Annotated in this window: 1 pseudogene; it reads right to left on the reverse strand. The window is 44.6% G+C overall.

Annotation, left to right across the window (positions count from 1 at the left end):
* Positions 1-187: pseudogene (locus ACTHTG_RS11230) on the reverse strand (hypothetical protein); the annotation flags it as partial.
* Between the last annotated feature and the right edge of the window lie 71 nt (positions 188-258).

Below are 258 nucleotides of genomic sequence, written 5' to 3' on the forward strand. Positions count from 1 at the left end.
CGTCCCAATCAAAATAGGCAAACTCATCCAAACCTAGCTCATCTGCCACAAACCTCATCCGGCCGGAGTGCTCATGCCCGCGATGGCACAGCACAATGGCTTTGGCGGAAGAACCATCAGCAGCAGGGCGATTGCGGTAGAAAAGCGATGTACCGTCTTGGTTTGAAAATAATTTTTGCTGTTCGGACTTGAGAAACTCCTAATAGTAATTTTTTTTGAACTGTATCATGAAATATCGAATAAATGCAATGACTATCC

It is taken from the genome of Neisseria sp. P0017.S009, assembly GCF_051957375.1.
GTDB lineage: Bacteria > Pseudomonadota > Gammaproteobacteria > Burkholderiales > Neisseriaceae > Neisseria > Neisseria perflava.